Origin of the sequence: Companilactobacillus halodurans (assembly GCF_009600985.1) — a bacterium.
GTDB classification, from domain to species: Bacteria; Bacillota; Bacilli; order Lactobacillales; family Lactobacillaceae; genus Companilactobacillus; species Companilactobacillus halodurans.
On the sequence record NZ_VDFP01000226.1, the window covers coordinates 1 to 1,136 of the forward strand.

The 1,136-nt window shown below is 33.9% G+C and carries 1 protein-coding gene and 1 pseudogene; one reads left to right on the forward strand and one right to left on the reverse strand.

Features of this window, described 5'->3' with window-relative positions; translation table 11 throughout:
- A pseudogene (locus tag FHL06_RS14480) lies at window positions 1-424 on the forward strand (rRNA (guanine-N1)-methyltransferase); the annotation flags it as partial.
- 479 nt (window positions 425-903) lie between these two features.
- Here the strand turns inward: FHL06_RS14480 and FHL06_RS14485 are convergent.
- Window positions 904-1,136: TetR-like C-terminal domain-containing protein (locus tag FHL06_RS14485; RefSeq protein ID WP_192918024.1), on the reverse strand; the 233-nt coding region annotated here is incomplete at its 5' end.

A 1,136-nucleotide genomic window follows, 5' to 3' on the forward strand; every position in this document is an offset into this window, starting at 1 on the left:
CACTCCAGTAAAGTGGTTTATCGGTGAGTTAGCGCACCTTCCAATACAGGCAGACTCAATCGATGGTATTATCGATATATTTACACCAGCTAATTACAATGAGTTCAAAAAAAAAAAAAAAAATGGTTACGTTTTAAAGGTTATTCCCAATGAGTATCATGTCCAAGAATTACGAAAACAAGCTAAGGATCAATTAAAGCAAGAGAAGTACTCTAATCAAAGAGTTTTAGACTATTTTGAGGAGCATTATGACCTAGTTGATCAAATTGATGCTACGAAGACTTATGATGTTTCTCCCAAAGAAAGAGAAGCTTTTATCAATATGACACCGTTATTGTTTAATGTAGATAATAACTTAATTGATTGGAGTCAGGTTAATCAAATAACTGTTGGTTCAACGATTTTAGTTGGCCGTCAAAAATAATTTAGATATTAAATTTGCCGCCCTCCACAACAAAGTCGATTGGGCTGGAACGTAGTGGGCACGAATTTGAACCGATTCTACGAATCGTTTCAAATCTCGGCCTTTATCTAAGTGACTTTGTCACTAAGAAAAATTTCACTGCTAAGCCCATCGACTTTGCTGTTCCGGGCTAGTGTTTTGTCTTGTTAATCTTTTAATTTTAAATTATAGATAAAAAAGAAGAACAGAATCTATTGAAGGGTATTCGAGGTATGTAAAATATGACTGAATCTCTTAATAGATGCTGCTCTTTTTATTAAAAGTTCAATATTTTCATCGGAGTAATCGTGGTTGTTTAGAATCAGGAAATATAGTCGGGAGTAAAAAATCTGTGAGCCCTCAGTGGCCCACAGATTTTTTGCGGACGACGGAATCCTTTAACCAATTTAGTTGATATTCGTTATAACTAAATTCGAGAAAGAATACAGTACCTTGATAAATCATTTCGCATAATTTTGTAATGCTTTTTGAAAATCACCCGTTATTAAAACACTGATTTGGTCAACTATTTCTTTAGGATCATCTTTCATGTCATTATTGATCCAGTCAAAGATTATGGCAACGAAGGCTAGACTGTAAAAATGAGCGATGAAATCCTTATGACTTTGATCGACACGAATATCTTGTGATTGTTTTTCGACTATAACGATGATGTAACCATAAATAACTTTAT